This window comes from Haloferax sp. Atlit-6N (genome assembly GCF_003383195.1).
In the GTDB taxonomy this organism is placed as follows: Archaea; Halobacteriota; Halobacteria; order Halobacteriales; family Haloferacaceae; genus Haloferax; species Haloferax gibbonsii.
Genome location: NZ_QEQJ01000426.1, coordinates 1 through 432 on the forward strand (window position 1 = coordinate 1; position 432 = coordinate 432).

At 49.5% G+C, this 432-nt stretch carries 1 protein-coding gene; it reads right to left on the reverse strand.

The window, feature by feature from the left end; genetic code table 11:
* Positions 1–29: 29 nt before the first annotated feature.
* On the reverse strand, positions 30–432 hold a 403-nt coding region (locus DEQ92_RS24360; protein WP_233516967.1), incomplete at its 5' end, for a hypothetical protein.

Genomic DNA, 432 nt, shown 5'->3' on the forward strand with positions numbered 1-432 from the left:
CGTGCAACAGTCACCCGTGAAATCGGGTCCTACTGATACGGAGGAGATGGGAAGAAACTAATCTTTGAATCCCCCTCATAGTCACAATCATACCCATCGGTCGGAACGACATAGTAGATAATGTCTTGAGCAGGATAGTTCAGCAATTTACCTTCTGAATCGTAGGTCTCGAAGTAGGTTACACGCTTGTCGACGATTCGAAACAAGTCGCCGCTACCCTCTGTAAACGGGGCAGTTCTGCAGATATCTTCGTTCATAACCAGCGCTCCGAACGAGACTAATTCGCCTTTTGACGCTGTGGCTACAGGCCCCTTGACTGTTCGACTTTCAATTACCTCTCCCGTCGTATGGTGAACCAGAAGGAGGCCAGTATGTCTCAGCTCGCGGTTCGATTGTACTGGCACGCTATCCGTTCGTTCTCCCATGTCTCTT